This is a genomic window from Streptomyces sp. NPDC002104 (genome assembly GCF_053593795.1).
Genome location: NZ_JBSFDF010000002.1, coordinates 185470 through 204504, shown reverse-complemented (window position 1 = coordinate 204504; position 19035 = coordinate 185470). Strand labels below are relative to the sequence as shown.

The window sequence follows — 19035 nt, the reverse complement described above, 5'->3', positions numbered from 1 at the left end:
CTCGTGATCATGACTGAGAACCTGACGCGCGCCGCCGCTGCCGAGATCATCTCCGACGGCCCCGGCAGCCTGATCACGCTGCTCACGGACACCGCCGAGCTCACCTGCAACACGGCCACCTTCGAGGTCGGTGCGGCGGGTGCCCCGGTGCACTACCACACCAAGGCGACCGAGTTCTTCCACGTCACGGACGGCACGCTCGACGTCCTGCTCGGCGACGAGATACACACCCTGACCAAGGGCGACTTCCTTGCCGTGCCCCCCGGCGTGAAGCACGCCTTCGCCCCGGCCGCGGACAGCACCGCCGAGGTCTTCGTCGGCTTCACGCCCGGCATGGGCCGCTTCGACTACTACCGGCTGCTCGGCCGGGTCCGGGCCGGCGAGGCCACGGTGCAGGACATCATCGACAGCCAGCCCGTCTACGACAACCACTACGCGGAGAGCGACGCCTGGGCCGGCCGCCTGAAGCGCAGCGCCGAAGCGTAGATCTCGTCGGCGTCGAGCCTGCGCAGTTCCTCGGCTATCAGCTCGGCGCTGCTGCGGATCTTCAGCGCGACCTTGCGGTCGGGGCTGCCCGGCAGGAGCAGGGTGGCCAGGACCCCGTCCGGGCGGTCCACGCGGATCTCCCCGGCCGAGGTCGTCAGCCGGACCCGGGTGATGACCGGGCCCCCGGTCTCCACCCGCTCCACGGGCACGCCGAGCCGGTCCTCCAGCCAGCGGGCCAGCAGCTCGGAGCTCGCGTTGCCCGGCTCGCTCTCCACCGCCGCGCCGGTCACCGGGAGCGGCTTCTGGTCCAGGGCGGCGGCCAGGAGCGAGCGCCACGGGGTGAGCCGGGTCCAGGCCAGGTCGGTGTCCCCGGGCTCGTAGGCGCCGGCCCGGGCGTCGAGCGCGGCGACCGGGTCGGCGGCCGCCTCGGCGTCCGTGATCCGCCGCTGCGCGAGCGCGCCCAGCGGATCCCGGCCGGGCGCGTCCGGGGCGTCGGCGGGCCACCAGGCCACCACGGGCGCGTCCGGCACCAGCAGCGGGAGCACCACGGAGCCCGCGTGCTCGGTGAGCGTCCCGTGCAGCCGGAGCAGCACGATCTCCCCGGATCCGGCGTCGGCGCCGACCCGCAGCTCGGCGTCGAGCCGGCTGCGGCGCAGCCGGTGCGAGCCGCGCGCGGTGCGCTTGATGACCGCGATGATCCGGCAGGGATGCTCGCGCGAGGCCTCGGAGGCCGCGCGGACGGCGTCGTAGGCGTTCTCCTCGTCCGTGACGACGAGGAGGTTGAGCACGAGCCCCATCGTGGGGCTCCCGACGGCTCGTCGCGCGTCGAGCAGGGCCCGGTTGACCTTGCTGGAGGTCGTGTCCGTGAGTTCGGTCCGCATGCTCCGAGTCTCGCAGGCCCCGCGGGGCCCCGGAGCGGGAATGCCCCGCGAGCGGGGAATCCCCGCCCGCGGGAGCGTCAGCGGCGCCGCCTGGCCGTGCCGAAGATGGAGCGGGAGATCTCGCGGCCCAGTTGCGTACCGATCGACCTGGCCAGGGAGCGGAAGAGGCCGCTGCCCACCACCTGTTCCGCCAGCGAGGGGTCCGGCTTCGGAGCGGCCTTCGCGGCCGCCTTCGCCTGCTTCTCGGCCTCCGCCGCGGCCGCCGCCGCCTCGGCTTCCGCCTCCGCCGCCGCCTGCTCGGCGCTGATCTTCTCGTACGCCGATTCCCGGTCGACGGGCTCCGCGTAGCGCGAGTAGAGCAGCGAGGACTTCACCGCCTGGTCCAGCGCGCCGGCGTCGATCGGCCCCATCAGCGACTGGGGGGCCCGCAGCCGGGTCGCCGCCACCGGGGTCGGCGCGCCGTTCTCGCTGAGCACGGTGATCACCGCCTCGCCCGTCCCGAGCCGGGTCAGCAGCTCCTCCAGGTCGTAGGCGGAGTTCGGGAAGGTCTTCACCGTCGCCTTCAGCGCCTTCGCGTCGTCCGGGGTGAAGGCGCGCAGGGCGTGCTGCACCCGGTTGCCGAGCTGCGCCAGCACGTCGGCCGGCACGTCCTTGGGGGTCTGGGTGACGAAGAAGACGCCGATGCCCTTGGAACGGATCAGCCGGACGGTCTGCGTGATGGCTTCGAGGAAGGCCTTGGATGCGCCGTTGAACAGCAGGTGCGCCTCGTCGAAGAAGAAGACCAGCTTGGGCTTCTCCAGGTCGCCGACTTCCGGAAGGTCGGAGTACAGGTCCGCCAGCAGCCACATCAGGAAGGTGGAGAAGAGCTGCGGTTTGTCCTGGACCGCCGGGAGTTCCAGGACGGAGACCAGTCCGCGCCCGTCCGCCCCCGTCCGGAGGAATTCACTGGTGTCGAATTCGGGTTCCCCGAAGAATTCCGCGGCCCCCTGCTGTTCGAAGGCGGTGAGCGCCCGCAGAATCACTCCGGCGGTCACCGTGGAGAGTCCGCCGATGCCCTTGAGCTCCGGCTTTCCCTTGTCCGACACGAGGAAGGCGACGACGGCCCGCAGGTCCTTGAGGTCGATCAGCTCCAGGCCCTTGGCATCGGCGTAGTGGAAGATCAGTCCCAGCGACTGCTCCTGCGTCTGGTTGAGCTGGAGCACCTTGGACATCAGGACCGGGCCGAAGCTCGTCACGGTGGACCGCAGCGGGATTCCGGGGCCGATCCCGCCGAGCGAGTAGAACTCGCTGGGGAATCCGGTGCCCTCCCATTCCTGGGCCACCTCCTCTGCGCGTTCCCCGATCTTCTCGTTGGCCGCGCCGGGCGCGGAGATCCCCGAGACGTCGCCCTTGATGTCCGCGAGGAACACCGGAACGCCGTTGGCCGACAGCTGCTCGGCGATCAGCTGCAGCGTCTTGGTCTTACCGGTTCCCGTGGCGCCCGCGACCAGTCCGTGCCGGTTGAGCATCGACAGCGGGATGCGGATCTGGTGCTCGGGCAGACAGGCCCCGTCCCAGAGCAGTGCCCCCAGATCGAGCGCGGGTCCGGTGAAGGCGTACCCCGCGGCGATCTGGTCGGCGGGGGACGTGGCAGGGGACGCGGAGTCGGTGCTCTGGCTCATTTATCACTCCCGAAATAGCACTGTCTGCCACCTTTGCACCGTCATCGCAAGGCTGCGCCCGCAGGCCCGTGCCCGGTAGGCTTTCCGTGTGATCTTCAAGCGCATCGGAAATAGGCGGCCGTACCCCGACCACGGCAGGGAAACCACCCGTCAGTGGGCGGATGTCGCCCCGCGCCCGGTCCGGCTCGACCAGCTTGTGACCACCAAGGGCCAGCTCGACCTCGAAACGCTGCTCGCCGAGGATTCGACCTTCTACGGGGACCTCTTCGCCCACGTCGTGAAATGGCAGGGCGACCTCTACCTGGAGGACGGACTGCACCGCGCCGTCCGCGCCGCGCTCCAGCAGCGCCAGGTCCTGCACGCGCGCGTCCTCGAACTGGGCTGAACCGCCCCCACGGCCGGGCCGACCCACCCCGTCCGGTTGTCGGATAGGTCCCGGTTGCGCCTTTCGGGTCAGCCTTGCCCTATCAACAGATGATTCGGTGGGCATCGGCAGCGGTCGGCATTACGCTGCGCACATGAGCATGCTCACTCCCCCTGGCATGGGCGGAAAGTACAAGGTCACGGGAGCGGCTTACCCCCGCATGACCCGCCCTCGACGCCGCCGCCGGATCGTCCTCGTGGTGCTCGGATCGATCATCGGGCTCGCCCTGATCGCTTACGGGGCCGTGCAGCTCATCGACGTGTTCGGCGGTGACGCGGACAAACGCAAAACCGCCGCCGCGGCCAAGGACTGCGCCACCCCCGCCCCCAAGGCGGGCTCCTCCGCCGCGCCGGCCTCCGCCGCGCCGCAGGTCGCCCTCCCGCCGCCCGGCGGCATCACGGTCAACGTCTACAACGCGACCCCGCGCGCGGGGCTCGCCAAGGCCGTGGGCGATGAGCTCAAGAGCCGCGGGTTCACCATCGGCAAGGTCGGCAACGCCCCCGCCGACTTCGACAAGAAGGTCCCGGGCGCCGGGATACTGGTCGGCTCGCCGCAGACGGACAAGGCCGCCTTCTCCGTCCTGGGCACCAACCTCGCCGGCGCCACCCAGCAGACCGACACCCGCGAGACCGGCGACATCGACCTGATCCTCGGCGACGCCTTCAAGGAACTCACGCCGAAGGCCGACGCGGACAAGGCCCTCGCCCTCCTGGCCAACCCCAAGCCCGCGCCCGCCAAGAAGTGCTGACCGCATGACGAAGCCCGGCCCCCTCGGGGACCGGGCTTCCTCACAACTGCCCCGCTACTGCGCTACTCCGCCGAGCCGTACATGCGGTCGCCCGCGTCGCCCAGCCCCGGCACGATGTAGCCCTGCTCGTTGAGCCGCTCGTCCACCGCGGCCGTCACCACCGTCACCGGCGTGCCCGCCAGCTCGCGCTCCATGACCTCGACGCCCTCCGGCGCGGCCAGCAGCACCACCGCGGTCACGTCGTCCGCACCGCGCTTGATGAGCTCCTGGATCGCCGCGACGAGCGTGCCGCCGGTGGCGAGCATCGGGTCCACCACGTAGACCTGGCGGCCCGAGAGGTCCTCCGGCATGCGCGTCGCGTACGTGGAGGCCTCCAGGGTCTCCTCGTTGCGGACCATGCCGAGGAAACCGACCTCGGCGGTCGGCAGCAGCCGCACCATGCCGTCGAGCATGCCGAGACCGGCGCGCAGGATCGGTACGACCAGCGGCCGCGGGTAGGAGAGCTTCACACCGGTGGTCGGGCCGACCGGGGTGACGATGTCGGCCTGCTCGGTGCGCACGTCCCGGGTGGCCTCGTACGCGAGCAGGGTCACCAGCTCGTCCGCGAGGCGCCGGAAGGTGGCGGAGTCGGTGCGCTTGTCGCGCAGAGTGGTGAGTTTGTGCGCCACCAAGGGGTGATCCACGACCTGCAAACGCACAACATCCTCCAAGACTTGGCTGCCGCGGCAAAAGCTGCGACCCGCACCGCCGCTACCTGCGAAAACGGCCGCAAACACGCGACCCACACCCAAAAGGCTACGCGCTGCGCCCACCCCTTCGCGCCCGAAGCGGCGGCCACGCCCGGAAAGCGCTGGAGATGCGACCCGCCCGGACCCCCAGCACGCTGGACTGATGACCCACGCAATGGTGATCGCCGCCGTAGACGGATCCGAACACAGCCTCAAGGCCCTGGAGTGGGCAAGGGCTGCGGCAGTGCGCCACGGCACCGGGCTCGTCGTCGCCCACGTGCTGTCCGACAGCGCGCAGTTGTACGCGGCACGCCGTTCCTCCCTGCAGGACCGCACCGAGCCGGAAGAGACCGAGGACCCCGTCAGCGTACGGATACGGGCCCATCTGGCCAAGGGGGGCGAGCTGCCCTCCGAAGTCCGCTACGAGTCCCTGGAGGGCTCCGTCCCGGAAGCCCTGCGGGACATCGGGGAGGGCGCCCGGATGCTGGTGATGGGCTCCCGCGGCCGCGGCGGTTTCGCCGCCCTGCTGCTCGGCTCCAACAGCCGGGCCGTGGCCACCAGCGCGGCCTGCCCCGTGGTCGTGGTCGCGCACGAGGCGCGCGGGGTGGACGCGGCCGCCGAGGCCTCGGCGGGGCGGGTCGTGGTGGGGCTGCACGCCGCGGAGACGCCCGACAACGTACTGGAATTCGCCTTCGCCGAGGCCGCCGCGCGGGGCACCACGCTCCAGGTGGTCTCGGCGTACAGCATCCCGCCGTCGCCGACGATGGTGATCGACAGCCCCTTCGCGGTGATCCCGCCGGAGGCGCTGGTGGGGGAGGACGAGAACGCGGTGCCGGCCGAGCGGGAGATGCTCCGCTCCCAGACGGAGCGCCTCGCGCCGTTCCGGGCGCGGCACCCGACCGTGCCCGTCGAGCAGGCCGCGGTGCCCGGGGACGCCGCCGGGCGCCTCGTGGCCACCTCGAGATCGGCGGCCCTGGTCGTCGTGGGCCGCCACCACCCGCGCCGGCACATCCGGTCCCTGATGATCGGCTCCGTCGCCAACGCGGTGCTGCAGCACGCGCACGGGCCGGTGGCGATCGTCCCGACGCTGGCGGAGTCTCCGGAGGCGGCCGAGGGGTCCACGGGGCCGGCGGAATCGACGGAGTCCACGGAAATCCGCTGAGTCCGCCGAGCCGGGTTTGTCGGAATCCGACTGAATTCCTGCCGAGCCGTGGCAGAAGGTGGCATCAAACGGCCGGTCCGAGGGAAGGTGGGGTTCGGGGGGACGGACCGGACCGGACCAGCCAGGGGCGGTGACCCATGCCCGACGACGATCACGAGCCACTGGAGACGACGGCGCAGCGCAGAGCCCGGCGCGCGCAGTTCCTCCGTGACCTGAACGAGGCACGGGAACTGCGCGACCGGGTGCAGCCCAGGCGTGCCCGCGCCGCCCGCATGCGCCAGCAGATGCGCATGCGCACCTTCCGCTGGTGAGACCTGGTGAGCCCCGTGGTGAGCCGTGTCGTGCGCCCTAACGTGCGCCCTGTCGTGGGGGCCGTCGTGAAGGCTGCGGTGAGCCCCGCCGAGGGCCCCGCCGGGGTCCCTCCCGGCCGCCGCCCGGCCCCCGCCCGGCCGCCGTCCCGCCCCCCGCACGAGGCCCCGTACAACACGCGCGGCCAGCGCCACGGCGCGGAAGACCTCTCGCATTGGCTCCGTTTCTGCCACGATGCCGACTGGGCGGGGTACGAAACGGTGAGCACGGCGACCGTTCCACCCCCCACCCACCTCCGGCCGGGGGGAACTCCAACCGGCACGCCTATGACCAGTGGGAGAGTCACGGTGTATTTCGCCGCACTGCTCGCGCGCACCGAAGACGGGTGGGAAGCGAGCGACATGGAACTCGACGATGTCGAGTCTCTGAGTGATCTGATCGATCTCGCCCGCTCCGCCTCTGTCGACGACGACACGGTGGTAGCCCTCATCGAACAGGAGGACGCCTGGTTCGGGGTCGTCCGGGTGGACGGCGAGGAGGACCCGCGTTTCTACGTGTCCAACGCCTCCGCCGCCTCCCGCAGCTCCTACGGCTCGATGCTGACCGACGAGCTGCTGGGCAAGGACGACGAGGACGACGAACTCGACGAGCTGGACCTCGACGGCACCGAGGACGGCGAGGACGAGGTCGTCGCCTCCTACCCGGACGGCGGATCCGCCGACAGAGACCAGGAGGATGACGACGAAGACGCGGACGACGTACGGGCCGGGGCCGAACCGGCGCCCGCCGGCCCGCTCGGCGACCCCAGGCTGCTCGACGACCTCGGGGTGAGCAACAAACAACTGATGACCCTGGACGGGGACGCGCTCTCGGAGATCGCCGAATCGCTCGGCGCCACCGAGGTCCTGGAGGCCGTCCGCTAGTGATCCCCGCGCACCACCACACCCCGCACCCCACCCCGTACACGCCCGATCCCGTACGGGACCCGTGGCAGGACTCCATGCGCCTGGCGCTCCGGGAGGCCGCCCGGGCGGTGCCGGCCGGCGACGTGCCGGTCGGCGCCGTGGTGCTCGGCCCGGACGGCACGCTCCTCGCCACCGGGCACAACGAGCGGGAGGCGACCGGAGACCCGACGGCACACGCCGAGGTACTGGCGCTGCGCCGGGCCGCCGCCGCCCTCGGGGAATGGCGGCTCCCCGGGTGCACCCTCGTGGTGACCCTGGAGCCGTGCGTGATGTGCGCGGGCGCCCTCGTGCAGTCACGGGTGGCGCGGGTCGTCTACGGGGCGTCCGACGAGAAGGCGGGCGCGGCCGGGTCCCTGTGGGACCTCGTACGGGACCGCCGGCTCAACCACCGGCCCGAGGTGATCGCGGGCGTGCTCGCGGGGGAGTGCGCGCGCCGGCTCACGGACTTCTTCCGCGACCTCTGAGGGGTCCGGAGGGGTTCCGGGCGGGTTCCGGGCGGGTTCCGGGCGAATGGATTTCAGAGCACGGGTCTCCTTGGGCTAAGCTCTCTCTCGGTAGCGTGTCCGAGCGGCCGAAGGAGCACGCCTCGAAAGCGTGTGATGGTGCAAGCTATCCGTGGGTTCAAATCCCACCGCTACCGCTCTGATCGAGAGCCCCGCCCCGCAAGGGTCGGGGCTCTCGGCATTTCCGGGGTGCACGGGGTGCCTGGGGTGCACGGGGTTCCCGGGGTTCCCGGGGATATGGCGTCCGAGGGACATCCGCGTGACCGCCCGCGCCCTGGGCCGTTGTCACGGCATGACCAAGACCAAGCGCATCCTCGCCGCCCTCGCCCTCGCGGGGGCCGCCGCGGGCCTCGCGGCTCCCGCCGCCTCCGCCGCCCCGGTCTCCCCGCTCACCCTCCCGGACCTGCCGGCCCCGCAGGGCATGCCGGAGGGGGCCAGCCCGTCCTCGGTGCAGGAGATCGGCGGACAGGTCAGCGGCGGCCTGAACCAGCTCAACCAGCTGATGGAGCTGCCGAACCAGCTCGCGCCCGTGATCGCCCCGGTCCAGCCGATCGCGGACCTGGCCGGCGGGCTGGAGTAGCGGACCGTCCGGACAACGCGAAGAAGGCCCCGGCCTGAGCCGGGACCTTCAACGGTTGGGACGGGGGAAGTGGCATCGGGGGGACAAGCCACTTCCCCCGATGAGGACGGAACCTGCCAGTCCAAGCCGCAGTCAGGGGGGAAGCTTGCGGCTCGGACCCCGCAGTGAGGTCCTGTCCCTCGCTCACCGATTTCCTGCCAGAACCGGTGGGCTTGTGTTCAATCCTGCGCCTTCCGGGGCCGCCGGCACACCGGCAAAGGGCCTGTGCGGCGAGGCCATTGGTCCTTAAAGGCCAGGTGAGTGTTCGAACACGACGGGCTAGACTCTGCCGACCTTGCAGGACCGGTTGGGGAGGCCGACAGCGCACGTGGAAACCAAGAAGCTGATCTCGGGGGCCCTCGTCGTCTTCGTCCTCTTCGTCATCATCACTCAGCCCGAAAAAGCCGCCGATATGGTGAAAATAGGCTTCCAAGGAATCTCGGATGCCGCAACGGCGATCGGCGAGTTCATGACCGAACTGGTGCGCTGAACCCGTACGCTGAAGCGGTTTCCGGACTTCCCGGCCCCCCACTCCGACGGGTGGGGGGCTTTTTGCGTTCCCGCACACGGGGCAAGATGCCCTGTTACGCCCAACTTGCCCTCAACACGGCGATATACGGTGCTTGCACACAGTGCACATGTCTTGTGATGCTATGACCGCTTTTGACGGATGAGTTGATGACGTGAAGTGAAGGGGTGGCGTGACCGTGCCGGCCAGTACTGCGCCCGAGGTGCCGCCCCAGCAGGATCCGCAGCAGGAGCAGCCCCACACACCACACGAACCGCCCAGGGACTCCACTCAGGCCCCGCACCAGGGCGCGCACCAGACACCGCACCAGGCCTCGCCGCAGGGCCCGCACCAGGGCCCGAACCAGGCTCCGCACCAAGGCGCCCCCCAGGCCCCGCACCAGGCCTCCCCGCAGCCCCAGCCGCAGGAGTCCCACGTACCGCCCCAGCAGGAGGCTCCGGAGGAGCCCCCGGTCGCCCCCAGGCCGCAGAGCCGGGGCGCCGACACCCGGGCCCTCACCCAGGTGCTGTTCGGGCAGCTGAAGGACCTCCAGCCGGGCACCAGCGAGCACACCCGGGTCCGCGGGGCCCTCATCGAGGCCAACATCCCGCTCGTCCGGTACGCGGCCGCCCGCTTCCGCAGCCGCAACGAGCCGATGGAGGACGTGATCCAGGTCGGCACGATCGGGCTGATCAACGCGATCGACCGGTTCGACCCCGAGCGCGGGGTGCAGTTCCCGACCTTCGCGATGCCGACCGTGGTGGGCGAGATCAAGCGGTACTTCCGCGACAACGTCCGCACCGTGCACGTCCCGCGCCGCCTCCACGAGCTGTGGGTCCAGGTCAACGCCGCCACCGAGGACCTCACCACCCTGCACGGCCGCACCCCGACCACCCCCGAGATCGCCGAGCGGCTGCGCATCAGCGAGGAGGAGGTGCTCTCCTGCATCGAGGCCGGCCGCAGCTACCACGCGACCTCCCTGGAGGCCGCCCAGGAGGGCGACGGACTCCCCGGCCTGCTCGACCGCCTCGGCTACGAGGACCCCGAGCTGGCCGGCGTGGAACACCGCGACCTGGTCCGCCACCTCCTCGTACAACTGCCCGAGCGCGAGCAGCGGATCCTGCTCCTGCGGTACTACAACAATCTGACCCAGTCGCAGATCAGCGCCGAGCTCGGGGTCTCCCAGATGCACGTCTCGCGCCTCCTCGCGCGGAGCTTCGCCCGGCTGAGATCCGCAAACAGGATCGAGGCCTAACCGGATCGAGTGGAGATCAATCTCCGCGTTTCCTGACAGAGCGGCAGATTCCCGTCCTAGAGCAGGCCTAACGTGTTCTGTCGCTGGAGATACTTGTCGACATGGCGCTACAGCGTGTTGCCGACATGTGACATTCTGCTGGAACCGCGTTTGCCGCAGCCCCGCCTCCGGTATTCAGGTGGAGGCTGCGTTCCTCCGACGGGCGCGCAGATGAAGCGCGACCGTCCGCGACCTCAAGGGGGTGGCATGTCCGTAGACCAGGGCAGCTCACAGGTGCTCACGCTCGTCAAGCAGCGTGAAGTGCCGGCAGTGTCCCACCGCTCGGAAGCCATCGACACCCGGATCGACACCCGGATCGACACCCGCACGCTCTCCCGCTCGCTCTTCAAGCGGCTCGCCGGCCTCGACGCCGACAGTCCCGAGCGGACGTACGTGCGCGACACCCTGATCGAGCTGAACCTCCCCCTCGTGCGCTACGCCGCGGCCCGCTTCCGGAGCCGCAACGAGCCCATGGAGGACATCGTCCAGGTCGGCACGATCGGTCTGATCAAGGCGATCGACCGGTTCGACTGCGAACGCGGGGTGGAGTTCCCGACCTTCGCCATGCCGACGGTCGTCGGTGAGATCAAACGGTTCTTCCGGGACACCTCCTGGTCCGTGCGCGTCCCGCGCCGGCTCCAGGAGCTGCGGCTCGCCCTCACCAAAGCCAGTGACGAGCTCGCCCAGAAGCTCGACCGCTCGCCGACCGTGCCGGAGCTCGCGGCCGTGCTCGGGGTCTCGGAGGAGGACGTCGTCGACGGCCTCGCCGTGGGCAACGCGTACACCGCCTCCTCGCTCGACTCGCCCTCCCCCGAGGACGAGGGCGGCGAGGGCTCGCTCGCGGACCGGCTCGGGTACGAGGACACCGCGCTGGAGGGCGTCGAGTACCGCGAGTCGCTCAAGCCCCTGCTGGCCAAGCTCCCGCCCCGGGAACGGCAGATCATCATGCTGCGGTTCTTCGCGAACATGACGCAGTCGCAGATCGGCGAGGAGGTCGGCATCTCCCAGATGCACGTCTCCCGGCTGCTCACGCGCACGCTCGCGCAGCTCCGCGTCGGCCTGATCGGCGAGTAGCTTCCGCCGGCTGCCCCGCAGACTACCCCGCGGGCTGTCCCGTGGGCTGTCCCGTGGGGACGATCCTCCCCGTCCGCTTCACAATTGACGGCACGTCAGTAAAACTGCCGGGATGCGAAAGGTATCCCGGCAGGCCGCCGTCCTCGCCCTGTGCGCCACGGCGTGCGCCGCCGCCCTGACCGGCTGCGGCGGACCGGCGCGCGAGGGCTACGTGGCCGTGGGCGCGGCCGCACCGGGACCGGAGCGGGGCGCCGGGGAGAACGTCGCACCCGGGGCCCGGGTCGAGTTCCAGCCGCTTCCGCAGGCCTCGCCCGGATCCTCCGCGCCCGGCAGCGGCACGTCGGGGAGCACCTCGGCGGACATTCCGGCCGGCGTCCCGGGCACCACCCCCGGCGGGGCCTCGGGCAGCGCCTCGGGCGGGGTCCCCGGCGGTACGCCGCCCGGCGCCCCGGGGTCGCAGCCCCCGGCCGGCTCCGCCTCGGGCGGAGGCACGGGGGGTGGCACGGGCGGAGGCGCGGGGACGCCTTCCGGGGGCCCGGGGAGCCCGCCCGGCACCGCACCGGGCACCACGCTCCCGACCGCCCCGGGCGGCAGGCCCGGGACACCGTCCAGCCCGCCCCCGAAGCCCGGGCCGTCCGCGCCGCCGAAGCCTCCGGCCACGCCGGCGAAGCTGAGCATCGGCGCGCCGACCCGTACCGCCACGGCGGAACGCTGGTGCGAGCAGGTCACGGTGGCCTTCACCAACACCGGCGGCACGGCGGCCCGTTCGGGCACGGTCGGCTTCGCGACGCACATCATCGGCGCCCTGGGCGTCGACTGGAACACCATCGAATCGACCCAGCCGCTGCCCGCCCCCATCGCGGGCGGCACGACGAAGACGCAGACCTACCGGATCTGCGTCGAGGCCTGGCGCGTCCCCCTGGGCATGCACGTGGAGACCCAGAGGGTCACGGCCACCTGGAACTGACGGCCCTCAGAGCGCCAGCCAGGCCACCACGGCGATCAGGACCACCGCGGCGAGGCCGACGCCGATCCACAGGCCGGCGCCCGGGCCCGACTTGCGCGCGGCGCGGTTCTGCATGCGGGAACCGGGGACGGCGGGGGCCGGTACCGGCTCCTCGACGAACGCCCGGAACATCTGGGTGCTGCCCGCGGGGTCGTAGTCACCAGCGGGAGCCTGTGAGTTGTGGTTCGAGTCGTGATTCGCAGCCATGCGCAGGACCCTAGCCGGTTTTCCGATTCCTTTACCGCCCGGGCCCCCGATTCATTTGCCTGTAACAACCATCTGCTTCTATGGTTGCCCGAAGCAACGACATTCGGAGGGGAGTCCCGGTGACCACAGCGCCCGCAGCGCCCGCAGCGCCCGCAGCAGCCGTAGGGCCAGTAGCTCCGGCTCCCGTGGCCCCAGTGGCTCCCGAAGAGCCCGCGGCGGCGACGCCCGCCACGCGTTACGCCGAGCTGGCCCGCCAGCTCACCGGCATCGGCGCCGTCAAGCGTGACCTCGCCCGGCTCCTGCCCTCCGACTGCCCGCCCGGCTCGGCGGCCGTGCTCACCGTGCTCGACCGGCACGGCGAGATGCGGCTCGGGCGCCTGTCCGAGTACCTGGCCATCGACATCTCCGTGACCAGCCGGCACGTCGCGCACACCGCCGACCGCGGCTGGATCACCCGCGACACCGACCCCGTCGACGCCCGCTGCCGGATCCTGCGCCTGACCCCGGCCGGCCGCGCGCTCCTCACCGAGCTCGGCACCCGCCACACCACCGCGTTGGCGAAGGCCCTGGCCGACTGGTCCGACGCGGACGTCGACCACCTCAACGTCCTGCTGGCCCGGCTCCGGTCGGGCTTCACGCTTCCAGACAGCTAGACCGAAGGAAACACATGGCTACGACCACACCCACCGGTGTGCGGGGAGGCGGCCGGCCGGAGACCACGTCCGACAGCGCGCCCATGACCCACCCGCAGATCATGAAGGCGCTCTCCGGGCTGATGCTCGGCATGTTCGTGGCGATCCTGTCCTCCACGATCGTCTCCAACGCCCTGCCCCAGATCATCGGCGACCTCGGCGGCACCCAGTCCTCCTACACCTGGGTGGTCACCGCCGCCCTGCTCTCGATGACGGCGGCGACCCCGCTGTGGGGCAAGCTGTCCGACCTCTTCAGCAAGAAGCTGCTGGTCCAGATATCCCTGGTGATCTACGTCCTCGGCTCGATGGTCGCGGGCATGTCCCAGAACACCGGCATGCTCATCGCCTGCCGCGTGGTCCAGGGCATCGGCGTCGGCGGGCTCTCCGCCCTCGCCCAGATCGTGATGGCCGCGATGATCTCCCCGCGCGAGCGCGGCCGCTACAGCGGCTACCTCGGCGCCGTCTTCGCCGTCGCCACCGTCGGCGGCCCGCTGCTCGGCGGGGTCATCACCGACACGAGCTGGCTCGGCTGGCGCTGGTGCTTCTACGTCGGCATCCCCTTCGCGATCATCGCGCTGATCGTCCTCCAGCGCACCCTGCACCTGCCGGTCGTCCGGCGCGACGTCAAGGTCGACTGGCTGGGCGCCTTCCTGATCAGCGGCGCCGTCTCGGCCCTGCTGATCTGGGTGACGCAGGCCGGCACCTCGTACGACTGGATGTCCTGGCAGACCGCGGCGATGACCGGCGGCGCCGTCGTGCTCGGCCTGCTCTTCCTCCTGGTCGAGTCCAAGGCGAGCGACCCGATCATTCCGCTGCGCCTCTTCCGCAACAAGACCATCAGCCTCGCCTCCGCGGCCTCCCTCTTCGTCGGCATCGCGATGTTCTCGGGGACCGTGTTTTTCAGCCAGTTCTTCCAGTTGGCCCGCGGTGAGTCCCCCACGATGTCCGGAATCCTCACGATTCCGATGATCGGCGGGCTCTTCGTCTCCTCCACCGTTTCCGGTCAGGTGATCACCAAGACCGGAAAGTGGAAGGCCTGGCTCGTCTCCGGCGGCGTGCTCCTGACGGCGGGCCTCGGCCTGCTGGGCATCCTGCGGTACGACACCCCGTACTGGCACATCGCGATCTTCATGGCGCTGACCGGCCTCGGCCTCGGCATGATGATGCAGAACCTGGTGCTCGCCTCCCAGAACCAGGTGGCCCCCGAGGACCTCGGCGCCGCCAGCTCGGTCGTCACCTTCTTCCGCTCGCTCGGCGGCGCGGTGGGCGTCTCCGCCCTCGGCGCGGTCATGGCCAACCGGGTCACCCACTACGTCAAGGACGGCCTCGCCGAGCTCGGCCCGAAGGCCGCGGCCATGGGCCACGGCGGCACCGGCGGGGGCGGGATCCCCGACCTCGACAAGCTGCCCGCACCCTTCCGCACGGTCGTCGAGTCCGCGTACGGGCACGGCGTCGGCGACGTCTTCTTCTACGCCGCCCCCACCGCGCTGCTCGCGCTGGTGCTCGTGGTGTTCATCAAGGAGGTCGCCCTCCGGTCGAAGCCCGCGGCCCACGCTCCGGTGTCCACCTCGGCAAAGTAGCGGGCCGCCCTACGGGGCCGCGCCCGGGGCGGCCGCCCCGGGCGCGGTGTGGGCCTGGATCCCGGCGATCAGGACGTCGAGCGCGAGGCAGAACTCCCCGTCGGGCGGCCGCCGGACCGTGCCCCCGCAGCCGTGCAGGAACTGGGAGACGGCCAGCCGCGCCCCGGCACGGGTGGCGTCCGGCAGGCCCGTGGCGTCCAGCAGCCGGTGCAGGGCTGCGTCGAAGGCCCGCGCGTGCGGGCCGATGTTCGGATAGGCGGCGGTGAGCGGAGCCACCCACGGGTGGGCCACGAGCAGCTTCCGGTAGCCCCGGGCCAGCGAACGGAGCCGGCCGGGCCAGCCCTCCACGGGCGGCCCGGCCGGCTCCTGCCGTTCACCGAGCTCGCCCAGGGCGCTGTCCAGGGCGAGTTCGAGCAGATCGTGCTTGGTGTCGACGTACCAGTACAGGGACATCGCGCTGACCCCGAGCCCGGCGGCGAGCCGCCTCATGGAGAACCGGGCCAGCCCCTCGGCGTCCAGCAGCCGCACGGCCGCCTCCGTGATCCGTTCCCGGTCCAGTCCGGCGGGGGCCTCGCTGCGCCGCCGGGCGGGTGCGGCCAGCCGCACCGCCAGCCAGACGCTGGTCCGGGCCGTGCCGGAATCGGCCGGGGTGACCATGGAGGCATCCTCCTCACGCGCACGGGACCGGCCCGCAATGTCCGGTCCGCCCCCTTGATGCTAGGGGGTGGACGTGAGGTCGTAGAAGGTGGCTCCGCCGATCGTGGAGGCCTTGAAGGTGGCCTTGACCCAGGTCTCGATGGAGCTGCTCACGCCCCCGCCGGGGCCGCCTCCGCCGCGGGCCGCCGCGGGGGTCCCGGCGCCGGCGCCGGTTTCGCCGCCGGCCGTGGCGCCGGCGGCCCCCGCAGTGCTCTGGGCGATGAAGTAGTGGATCTTCCCGGCGCTCACGTACGCCTTGAACTGCTCCAGGGTCGGAGAGGGGTCGCTGCCGTTGAAGCCTCCGAGGGCCATCACCGGCCGCTGCGAAGCCAACTGGTAGCTCGCCGCGTTCTGCGAGCCGATGGCGGCCGCCGCCCACGTGTACCGGTCCGCGCCGGCGCGCAGCGCGGCCGTGGCCTCGGCGCTGGTCCGCGTCCCGCCGAGCAGGCCGCCCATGCCGCCTCCGCCCATGCCGCCTCCGCCGGGGCCTCCGGGGCCGCCGCCGGTCCTCGTGCCCCGGCCGCCGTCGGTGGGCCGGCTGCCGCCGGGAGCCTGGCCGCCGGGGGCCTGGCCGCCCGGGGGCATGCCCTGCGGTGCGGCTCCGCCTCCGGGCATCCCGCCGCCGCCCGGCATCTCGAAGCCGCGCATCCCGCCGCCGGGGCCGCCGCGGCCGCCCGCGACCGCGGGGCCCGCCGTGACGATCGAGCCCGTGTGCGGGGTGGTCACCGTGGTCAGGCAGTACGCGAGGGGTCCGGCCAGGGCCGCGCCCAGGCCGACTGCCGCCACGCCGAGTGCGGTACGGCGGCCCAGCCGCGCGGTGAACGGCAGCAGCAGGGCGGTGCCGAGTCCGACGGCGAGGACCGACCAGCGCAACCACGGCACGTACTCCGCGGAGCGACCGAGCAGCACGAAGGCCCAGTACGACGTGAGAGCGAGGGTCCCCGAGAGCGTGAGGGAGGCGGCCCGGCTGCCCCGCTCCTCCCACAGCACGGCGATGCCCATGCCGGCCAGGGCGGCGATGTACGGCGCCAGGGCGACGGTGTAGTACTCGTGGAAGATGCCCTGCATGAAGCTGAAGACCACCGCGGTGATCAGCAGCGCCCCGCCCCAGGCCAGGAAGGCCGCGCGGGCCATGCCCTCCAGGGTGTCGGTGGCCCGGCCGGCCCGCCAGGTGACCACGAGGCCCGCGACGAGCAGGATCAGCGCGGCGGGCAGCAGCCAGCCGATCTGGCCGCCGATGGAGGCGGAGAACAGCCGGTCGATGCCGGTCTCTCCCCAGGCCGTTCCGCCACCGCCGCCGCCGGGGCCGCCGCCGGTCATGCCCTCGGCGACCGCCCTGCGGGCTCCGCCGCCGACGCTGCCGGTCTCCTCGCCGTTGATCCGGCCGAGGCCGTTGTAGCCGAGGGTCAGTTCCAGGAAGGAATTGGTCTGTGAGCCCCCGATGTACGGGCGCGAGGAGGCGGGCCACAGTTCGACGATCGCCACCCACCAGCCGCCGGCCAGCACCATGGCGAGGGTGGAGAGCAGAAGCTGGCCGAGGCGCCTGCGCAGCCCGGTCGGCGCGCAGACCGCGTAGAGCAGGGCGAGGGGCGGCAGGATGACGAAGGCCTGCAGGGTCTTGGTCAGGAAGGCGAAGCCGACCGCGACCCCGGCCCAGACCAGCCACTTGGTGTGCGCGCCGTCCAGGGCCCGGAGCACGCAGTACACGGTGACCGTCATGAGGAGGGTCAGCAGCGCGTCGGGGTTGTTGAAGCGGAACATCAGCGCGGCCACGGGTGTGAGCGCGAAGACGGCTCCGCTGATGAGGGCCGCCACCGGGCCGAACTGGCGGCGTACGGCCGCGTGGAGCACGGCGGTCGTACCCACGCCCATGAGGGCCTGCGGGACGAGGATCTGCCAGGCCCCGAGCCCGAAGAGCCGGACGGACAGCATCATCGGCCACAGGGCGGCCGGGGGCTTGTCGACGGTGATGGAGTTCCCGGCGTCGGAGGAGCCGAAGAAGAAGGCCTTCCAGCTCTCGCCGCCCGCCTGGACCGCGGCGGAGTAGAAGGAGTTGGCGTAGCCGGAGGCGCCCAGGTCCCACAGCAGCAGGACGGCGGTGGCCAGGAGCAGCCCGAGGAGGGCGGGGCGTTCCCAGCCGGCCCTCGCGGTGTGCGCGCGGGCGGCGCCGTGGGACGGGGCGGCCGGGGAGGGCGGGTGGAGCGGCAGGGCTGCCGTGGTCATCAGGAGTGGTCCTTCGCGGGAGTGGCGCGCCGTTCGGGGAAGACCCAGGCGCGGAAGAGCAGGAACCGCAGCACCGTGGCGGCGAGGTTGGCGGTGACCAGGACGGCCAGCTCGGTGCTGTGCCCCGGGGTGGAGCTGGCGGCCCCGAGGGCGGCGAGCGATCCGCTGGTCAGGGCCAGTCCGATGGCGAACACCACGAGCCCCTGGGCCTGGTGGCGCACGGCGCGGGCCCGGCCCCGGACGCCGAAGGTGAGCCGGCGGTTGGCGGCGGTGTTGGCGACGGCGGAGAGCAGCAGCGCGGCGGCGTTGGCGAGCTGGGGTCCGGCGGCGGTCCGTGCCGCGGAGTACAGGAGCAGGTAGAGGAGGGTGGACAGGGTGCCGACGGCGCAGAAGCCCAGGAGCTGGCGGGCGAGCCCGCGCGGGACCCCGGGCAGGGCGGTGCGGTCGCGCGGGTCGTCCCCGAAGGGGCGGGCGAGGCGGTCCAGCGGGAGCGCGCCGACGGCCAGCGCCCTGCCCACCCGCCAGACGCCCTTGAGGTCCTCGGCGGCGGTGCGGGCGATGTGCACGGTGGAGTCGGGGTCGTCGACCCAGTCGACCGGGACCTCGTGGATCCGCAGCCCGGCCCGCTCGGCGAGGACCAGCAGCTCGGTGTCGAAGAACCAGCCGGAGTCCTCCACGAGCGGCAGCAGCCGGCTCGCGACCTCGCTGCGGATCGCCTTGAAGCCGCACTGGGCGTCGCTGAAGCGGGCGGAGAGCGAGGAGCGCAGCAGCAGGTTGTAGGCGCGGGAGATGAACTCCCGCTTCGCGCCCCTGACCACCCGCGAGGAGCGGGCCAGGCGGGTGCCGATGGCGAGGTCGGAGTGGCCGGAGATCAGGGGGGCGACCAGGGGCAGCAGGGCGTTGAGATCGGTGGAGAGGTCCACGTCCATGTACGCCAGGACGGGGGCGTCCGACTCCCCCCACACGGTGCGCAGGGCCCGGCCGCGGCCCTTCTGCTCCAGCCGGGTGCTGCGTACCCCGGCCACGGAGGCGGCGAGGGCGGCCGCGACCTCGGGGGTGCGGTCGGTGCTCGCGTTGTCGGCGATGGTGATGCGGAAGGGGTACGGGAAGGTCCGGGTGAGGTGCTCGTGGAGCCTGCGCACGCAGGGGCCGAGGTCCGTCTCCTCGTTGTAGACCGGGATCACCACGTCGAGGACGGGCTCTCCCGGTACGGGCGCGAGGGGCGCCCGTACCGGGAGCGCTCCGGGAGAGGTGTCGGTAGGCATGCCC

21 protein-coding genes and 1 tRNA gene are annotated in these 19035 nt (G+C 72.1%); 15 read left to right on the top strand and 7 right to left on the bottom strand.

Features of this window, described 5'->3' with window-relative positions:
- The first annotated feature begins 9 nt into the window (after positions 1-9).
- Positions 10-486, top strand: coding sequence for a cupin domain-containing protein (locus tag ACWCP2_RS03235; RefSeq protein ID WP_450906862.1), 477 nt, complete (start codon positions 10-12; stop codon positions 484-486).
- Here ACWCP2_RS03235 and opcA read toward each other — a convergent pair.
- Entirely contained in the window at positions 432-1367 is a 936-nt protein-coding gene (gene opcA / locus ACWCP2_RS03230; RefSeq protein ID WP_450906861.1) for a glucose-6-phosphate dehydrogenase assembly protein OpcA, read from the bottom strand. The genes ACWCP2_RS03235 and opcA overlap by 55 nt on opposite strands.
- A 77-nt stretch (positions 1368-1444) precedes the next feature.
- A complete protein-coding gene (locus tag ACWCP2_RS03225; RefSeq protein WP_450906860.1) occupies positions 1445-3028 on the bottom strand; it encodes a helicase HerA-like domain-containing protein in 1584 nt (527 codons plus the stop codon).
- An 88-nt stretch (positions 3029-3116) separates the two neighbouring features.
- Here ACWCP2_RS03225 and ACWCP2_RS03220 point away from each other — a divergent pair, with 88 nt between their 5' ends.
- Both ACWCP2_RS03220 and ACWCP2_RS03215 read left to right on the top strand, forming a co-directional pair.
- The gene (locus tag ACWCP2_RS03220; RefSeq protein WP_112446725.1) at positions 3117-3413 is read left to right on the top strand and encodes a type II toxin-antitoxin system VapB family antitoxin; all 297 of its coding nucleotides are present in this window, start codon (positions 3117-3119) and stop codon (positions 3411-3413) included.
- Between the two features lie 133 nt (positions 3414-3546).
- A complete protein-coding gene (locus tag ACWCP2_RS03215; RefSeq protein WP_450906859.1) occupies positions 3547-4200 on the top strand; it encodes a LytR C-terminal domain-containing protein in 654 nt (217 codons plus the stop codon).
- A 62-nt stretch (positions 4201-4262) separates the two neighbouring features.
- Here ACWCP2_RS03215 and upp read toward each other — a convergent pair whose 3' ends face one another.
- A complete protein-coding gene (upp, locus tag ACWCP2_RS03210) occupies positions 4263-4898 on the bottom strand; it encodes a uracil phosphoribosyltransferase (protein WP_450906858.1) in 636 nt (211 codons plus the stop codon).
- A gap of 193 nt (positions 4899-5091) precedes the next feature.
- Between upp and ACWCP2_RS03205 the strand changes: the two genes are divergently transcribed.
- From ACWCP2_RS03205 to ACWCP2_RS03160, 10 genes are all read left to right on the top strand, one after another.
- Entirely contained in the window at positions 5092-6090 is a 999-nt protein-coding gene (locus ACWCP2_RS03205) for a universal stress protein (RefSeq protein ID WP_450906857.1), read from the top strand.
- 137 nt (positions 6091-6227) lie between these two features.
- Entirely contained in the window at positions 6228-6401 is a 174-nt protein-coding gene (locus tag ACWCP2_RS03200; RefSeq protein ID WP_405490721.1) for a hypothetical protein, read from the top strand.
- A gap of 345 nt (positions 6402-6746) precedes the next feature.
- Positions 6747-7322: a tRNA adenosine deaminase-associated protein gene (locus ACWCP2_RS03195; protein WP_450906937.1), complete on the top strand. Its 576-nt coding sequence runs from the start codon at positions 6747-6749 to the stop codon at positions 7320-7322.
- Between the two features lie 77 nt (positions 7323-7399).
- A complete protein-coding gene (tadA, locus tag ACWCP2_RS03190; protein WP_450906936.1) occupies positions 7400-7828 on the top strand; it encodes a tRNA adenosine(34) deaminase TadA in 429 nt (142 codons plus the stop codon).
- Between the two features lie 89 nt (positions 7829-7917).
- Positions 7918-8004 (top strand) — tRNA-Ser (locus ACWCP2_RS03185).
- A 155-nt stretch (positions 8005-8159) separates the two neighbouring features.
- Entirely contained in the window at positions 8160-8447 is a 288-nt protein-coding gene (locus ACWCP2_RS03180; RefSeq protein WP_450906856.1) for a hypothetical protein, read from the top strand.
- 367 nt (positions 8448-8814) lie between these two features.
- Positions 8815-8976: a hypothetical protein gene (locus ACWCP2_RS03175; protein WP_450906855.1), complete on the top strand. Its 162-nt coding sequence runs from the start codon at positions 8815-8817 to the stop codon at positions 8974-8976.
- A 217-nt stretch (positions 8977-9193) separates the two neighbouring features.
- Positions 9194-10249, top strand: coding sequence for a SigB/SigF/SigG family RNA polymerase sigma factor (locus ACWCP2_RS03170; RefSeq protein WP_450906854.1), 1056 nt, complete (start codon positions 9194-9196; stop codon positions 10247-10249).
- A 246-nt stretch (positions 10250-10495) separates the two neighbouring features.
- Positions 10496-11362 carry an RNA polymerase sigma factor SigF gene (locus ACWCP2_RS03165; protein ID WP_450906853.1) on the top strand — a complete coding sequence of 289 codons (867 nt, stop codon included), beginning with the start codon at positions 10496-10498 and terminating at the stop codon, positions 11360-11362.
- A 112-nt stretch (positions 11363-11474) separates the two neighbouring features.
- Entirely contained in the window at positions 11475-12329 is an 855-nt protein-coding gene (locus ACWCP2_RS03160) for a hypothetical protein (protein ID WP_450906852.1), read from the top strand.
- A 6-nt stretch (positions 12330-12335) separates the two neighbouring features.
- Here ACWCP2_RS03160 and ACWCP2_RS03155 read toward each other — a convergent pair whose 3' ends face one another.
- Complete coding sequence (locus ACWCP2_RS03155; RefSeq protein WP_450906851.1) at positions 12336-12575, bottom strand: hypothetical protein; 240 nt, start codon at positions 12573-12575, stop codon at positions 12336-12338.
- A 194-nt stretch (positions 12576-12769) separates the two neighbouring features.
- Here ACWCP2_RS03155 and ACWCP2_RS03150 point away from each other — a divergent pair, with 194 nt between their 5' ends.
- Positions 12770-13228, top strand: coding sequence for a MarR family winged helix-turn-helix transcriptional regulator (locus ACWCP2_RS03150; protein ID WP_450906850.1), 459 nt, complete (start codon positions 12770-12772; stop codon positions 13226-13228).
- Between the two features lie 14 nt (positions 13229-13242).
- Complete coding sequence (locus ACWCP2_RS03145) at positions 13243-14847, top strand: MDR family MFS transporter (RefSeq protein ID WP_450906849.1); 1605 nt, start codon at positions 13243-13245, stop codon at positions 14845-14847.
- Between the two features lie 9 nt (positions 14848-14856).
- On the opposite strand, the gene ACWCP2_RS03140 is transcribed toward ACWCP2_RS03145, so the two are convergent.
- Genes ACWCP2_RS03140 through ACWCP2_RS03130 form a run of 3 tightly spaced genes read right to left on the bottom strand, consistent with a single transcriptional unit; the run spans position 14857 to position 19031 of the window.
- Positions 14857-15504, bottom strand: a complete 648-nt coding sequence (locus ACWCP2_RS03140; protein WP_450906848.1) for a TetR/AcrR family transcriptional regulator — start codon at positions 15502-15504, stop codon at positions 14857-14859.
- A 60-nt stretch (positions 15505-15564) separates the two neighbouring features.
- Complete coding sequence (locus tag ACWCP2_RS03135; protein ID WP_450906847.1) at positions 15565-17766, bottom strand: ArnT family glycosyltransferase; 2202 nt, start codon at positions 17764-17766, stop codon at positions 15565-15567.
- Positions 17766-19031 carry a glycosyltransferase gene (locus ACWCP2_RS03130; RefSeq protein ID WP_450906846.1) on the bottom strand — a complete coding sequence of 422 codons (1266 nt, stop codon included), beginning with the start codon at positions 19029-19031 and terminating at the stop codon, positions 17766-17768. The genes ACWCP2_RS03135 and ACWCP2_RS03130 overlap by 1 nt, the downstream gene beginning before the upstream one ends.
- Positions 19032-19035 lie beyond the last annotated feature (4 nt).